Annotated in this window: 5 protein-coding genes and 1 pseudogene; 1 reads left to right on the plus strand and 5 read right to left on the minus strand. The window is 49.0% G+C overall.

All coding sequences use genetic code 11. From position 1 onward, the window contains the following. Nucleotides 1-114: 114 nt before the first annotated feature. The 3 genes and pseudogenes from FQK12_RS27950 to FQK12_RS00400 all read right to left on the minus strand — a co-directional run. Nucleotides 115-213 (minus strand): annotated as a pseudogene (locus FQK12_RS27950) (DNA-binding transcriptional regulator RamA); the annotation flags it as partial. Between the two features lie 97 nt (nt 214-310). Beyond that, nucleotides 311-562, minus strand: coding sequence for a DUF1471 domain-containing protein (locus FQK12_RS00395; protein WP_014226781.1), 252 nt, complete (start codon nt 560-562; stop codon nt 311-313). A gap of 123 nt (nt 563-685) precedes the next feature. After that, nucleotides 686-1477, minus strand: a complete 792-nt coding sequence (locus FQK12_RS00400) for an SDR family oxidoreductase (RefSeq protein ID WP_014226780.1) — start codon at nt 1475-1477, stop codon at nt 686-688. A 148-nt stretch (nt 1478-1625) separates the two neighbouring features. On the opposite strand from FQK12_RS00400, the gene FQK12_RS00405 reads away from it, so the two are divergent. After that, nucleotides 1626-2519 carry a LysR family transcriptional regulator gene (locus FQK12_RS00405; RefSeq protein ID WP_014226779.1) on the plus strand — a complete coding sequence of 298 codons (894 nt, stop codon included), beginning with the start codon at nt 1626-1628 and terminating at the stop codon, nt 2517-2519. A 24-nt stretch (nt 2520-2543) separates the two neighbouring features. Here FQK12_RS00405 and FQK12_RS00410 read toward each other — a convergent pair whose 3' ends face one another. Both FQK12_RS00410 and FQK12_RS00415 read right to left on the minus strand, forming a co-directional pair. Then, nucleotides 2544-3533, minus strand: coding sequence for an aldo/keto reductase (locus FQK12_RS00410; protein ID WP_014226778.1), 990 nt, complete (start codon nt 3531-3533; stop codon nt 2544-2546). A gap of 26 nt (nt 3534-3559) precedes the next feature. Further along, nucleotides 3560-4411: an aldo/keto reductase gene (locus FQK12_RS00415; protein ID WP_014226777.1), complete on the minus strand. Its 852-nt coding sequence runs from the start codon at nt 4409-4411 to the stop codon at nt 3560-3562. Nucleotides 4412-4616 lie beyond the last annotated feature (205 nt).

A 4616-nucleotide genomic window follows, 5' to 3' on the forward strand; every position in this document is an offset into this window, starting at 1 on the left:
CGATGAGCTTTATTTTTATTATAGAGACAGGCATGAAGAGCTATCTATAAAGTCCAGAAGTGGTGTATCTGCACATTTCTATAATTATCATGGAAAGAAGGAGTAAATAAATTATTTCACCTGCACAAAAATCCGCTGAAGATGCCACCTGGAGTATCCTGCCCACGCAGCAACATCCTCTATCTTCAGCGGTTTATGTAAGTTTGAATCAATCCATTAAGTTATCTCATCGATGATGTCTTCTGTTCTGAACATAGAACGACGCTCACTATAAGAGGGCTGTGACACATCCTGTCGGGATGCTAATGATTTACTTATATATTTCAGCAACCCCATGTAGCCTGTTATCCCCCGTTGTCGACAGGATTTTGAATGACGTTGCTCCTTGCTCATCAGCCTTACGAGAGAGCGCATTAGATAAATCATCAAGCGTATATGCATTGCTTACTGATACTACACCGATCTTTTCTTTCCCATCTGCATGGTTAATTTCCTGAGCAGCAGAGGCGGCATTCACTGAAATAAACCCCATGACCAATGTAGTAATAAGTAGTGTTTTCATATCTAGTACCTCTTTAACAATATGCTTGAAACTGGACTTGTATCAGGAGTAACTTCCTCCATCTGTGTATTCAAATATACAGACTTAAACTGTCATGAGGCTGACGGCTATATGACAAAATTGTCAGGGTTGTCGATTAGTTAATTTTTTTGAATACAAATTCAGCTCGTTAATAATGCAGTCAGGTTCTTCACGCAGAGGCATATTGTCTATGTCCAGAACCCCATCATTTTTTTGTGGATCATCAGCCTGCAGGTCTGCAAACAGTGGGTTAAGATCCTGCTGTGCTTCACCTCGTTCAGCCACCAGCTCGAACGTTTTATTTTTTGCCTCGTCGTGGGTCAGGGCACTGACCAGAACCTGGGCGATTTGCTCCCGGGATATCACACCATCTTCCGGTGTTCCTGCATGGCGACGATCTCCCTGAAGCATAACGATTCGGTGTTCATCATCATTGTTGTAATCAAACCAGCCGGGCCTGACGATGGTATAGGGGTGATCAGTGGCCCTGACCAGACGCTCGGCACGTCTTTTCCAGTCATGAACCTCAGTGCGTTGATTCCAGGTGCTGAGTCGTTCAGTCACGCCAATCGTGGTCATCAGGCTGATACGAACAGATACATCCCTGAATATTCGTAAAATATTGCGCACTCCGCCATAATCTATCGCCCTGGCACCAATACGACCCTGACCATCGGAACCGAGAGTGAAGATGATGGCATCAATATCTTTCGGTAATTCGGTGAGTGTTTCAGGCAATGAAACATCGCCGTAAAAAATATCTGTTCCCCGAGGAAGCGATTTCACTTTGCGCTTATTTCGGATCAGCGCTACAGGCTGATGGCCCATTTTGATAGCGGTATTGACGACATGAAGGCCAATACTTCCTGTCGCCCCTGCAACGAGTATTCTCATGATAAACCTACTGATAATTCAGACTTATTTTCGATACGGTCAGAATATCAATTATCATTAATGTCAGTAATAGGGCTAAAATGATTGTGTCTATGAACACCCTTCATGAGTGTGCGATGAAGGGAATGCCTCCATAAGGAAATCGCCGATGCTCAAAGAAAATTTCAACGAACTGCAAATCTTTCTTGTGGTGGCAAGGGAGCGAAGTTTTACCAAAGCAGCGGGCAAACTGGGCGTTTCTCAGTCTGCACTCAGCCACGCGATGAAGGCCCTGGAGGAAAGGCTGAATATCCGCCTTCTGACCCGCACGACCCGAAGCGTAGCCCCTACAGAGGCCGGTGAGAGAATTATTGCCTGCCTTGAACCGCGTATTGCCGATCTCGAGCAGGAACTGGAATCGCTGGTTCAACTGAACGGCACTGCCTCCGGTAATATCCGTTTATCTGCCGGGGAGCATGCCGTGCGAAGTCTGGTATGGCCGAAGCTAAAACCCTTCCTCAGGGAATACCCGGAAATCAATGTTGAACTGGTCGTTGATAACGGCTTTGTCGATATTGTTGAGGGGCGTTTTGATGCCGGGATCCGTCTGGGGGAAAGCGTGGATAAAGACATGATTGCGGTAAGAATTGGGCCGGACATGAGAATGGCTGTGGTGGGAGCACCGTCTTATTTCGCTGCAAACCCTGCACCTGAAACGCCGCACGAGCTACAAAATCATCGGTGTATCAATATGCGCCTGCCAACAGCCGGTGGGCTTTACCACTGGGAGTTTGAGAAGGATGGGAAACCGTTACGGGTCAGAGTGGAAGGGCAGGTCACGTTTAATCTGCAAGCGGAAAGGATTGATGCGGCGTTATCCGGTTTTGGCATCGCTTGTATACCTGAAGACAGGGTGCAGGATTATATAAAGTCAGGAGAGCTTATTCAGGTTCTGCAGGACTGGTGTCCGTCTTTCCCCGGATATTATCTTTATTACCCGAGCCGTAAGCAGCATCCGCCCGCTTTTGCGTTGATGATCGATGCACTTCGCTACTCGGAATAACGGGTCCGTAGACCCGTCCGGGTATTAACGGCCCACGCGAGCCTGATGCTCAGGAGAGTAACGCTCGCCGACGATTTTAATCGTTTCAAGCGCCTGGGTTATCTGCAGTGAGTCATCCTGTGAAAGAATGATGTCGGCAGCCCCCAGATTTTCCTCCAGCCGGTGCATTTTGGTTGTACCAGGGATAGGAACAATCCACGGCTTTTGTGCCAGCAGCCATGCCAGAGCGATTTGTGCAGACGTCACACCTTTCTCTGCCGCCAGTTCACCCAGCAATGCGACCAGCTTTTCATTGGCTTCAATCGCCTGCTCGGCGAAACGCGGCACAGTGCTGCGGTAATCATCCATGCCAAAAGTTGTTCCTGGCTTAATAGATCCCGTCAGGAAGCCTTTGCCTAATGGGCTGAAGGGAACGAAACCAATGCCCAGTTCCTCCAGTAACGGCAGGATCTCCCGCTCCGGTTCGCGCCACCACATTGAGTATTCGCTTTGCAGGGCAGTGACCGGTTGTACGGCATGCGCACGACGAATGGTTAGCGCGCCAGCCTCGGACAGACCGAAATGTTTGACTTTGCCTTCAGCTATCAGGTCTTTCACCGTTCCTGCAACATCTTCAATCGGGACATCTGGATCGACACGGTGTTGGTACAGCAGGTCAATGACATCAGTCTTAAGACGGCGTAATGATCCTTCCACAGCTTCACGGATATGCTCCGGACGGCTGTTTAAAATCTGCTGCTTGTTGTCGTCGCCAAAAGTAAAACCAAACTTAGTGGCGATGACCACGTGGTCACGAAATGGTTTTAAGGCTTCGCCGACAACCTCTTCATTAAGAAAAGGTCCATACACTTCAGCGGTATCGAAGAAGGTGACGCCACGTTCAACCGCTGCGCGAATGAGCTCGATAGCCTGACGAGTATCGGTCGCCGGACCATAGCCGTGGCTTAAGCCCATGCAACCGAGCCCAAGCGCGGATACTTCGAGTCGGGATTTACCCAGATAACGTTTTTGCATTGAATGAATACCTCTTTTATCGGGACTTAAACATCAAGTTTGCGGCCCGTCAGCCATTCCACCATCGCCGGGTCGCGGTGAGAGAAGAAGGCGCTGGTTGCAGTGTCGAGGGCAGCAATCTGCAGCATATCTTCAGAGCTGAGTTCAAAATCGAGAATGTTGATGTTCTCTTCCATGCGTTCTTTGCGCACCGATTTCGCCAGCGAAACGATGCCTCGCTGGAAGATCCAACGCAGCACAACCTGACCCACGCTTTTGCCGTACTTCTGGCCAATCGCCGTTAACACGGGATGCTGGAACAGGCCATTTTTACCCTCAGCAAACGGTGCCCAGGCTTCCGGCTGAATGCCATGGCTTTGATTCCACGGAACAGCATGCAGCTGCTGGTTGAAGGGGTTTACTTCAATCTGGTTTACCGCAGGGGCCACTTTGTTAAAGGCGATAAGGTCGGCCAGTCGGTCTGGATGGAAGTTGCTGACGCCAATGGCGCGAATTTTGCCTGCCTGCTGCAGTTCTTCCATAGCACGCCATGCCCCATGGACATCGCCGTAAGGCTGGTGAATCAGATACAGGTCGACGTAATCAAGTTGCAGCCGATTCAGGGAGCGTTCGAACTGGGCTTTAGCGCCTTCGTAATTGGTATCCTGTAGCCACAGTTTGGTCGTTACAAAAAGTTCGTTACGCGCGATACCGCTCTGTTTCAGAGCGTTCCCGACCTGGGTTTCATTCTGGTAAGACGCGGCGGTATCGATCAGGCGGTATCCCGTATCGATCGCATCAATAACCGCTCTTTCGCATTCAGCAGCATCCGTCATCTGGAAGACACCAAAGCCCAGCAGGGGCATTTCAATACCGTTGTTCAGTTTTACAGTTTGCATGACGTTATCCTTCAGCTGTTGTGTTGGAAAAGCATAACGCAAACTGATTTATTCGATTAGATGGGGTAATTAGCTAGGGTTTATTAGATGTGTTCATTAATCTTTAGGGAGGGCTGAAGATCGGCTTTGTGCCAATGGCAGACGTTGTTAAGCTCATGCAGTATGGATTCACGAAGAACATACGTTATTTTTTGTCCTGATTGAC

The sequence above is a fragment of the Klebsiella sp. ME-303 genome, assembly GCF_007910085.1.
GTDB lineage: Bacteria > Pseudomonadota > Gammaproteobacteria > Enterobacterales > Enterobacteriaceae > Klebsiella > Klebsiella michiganensis.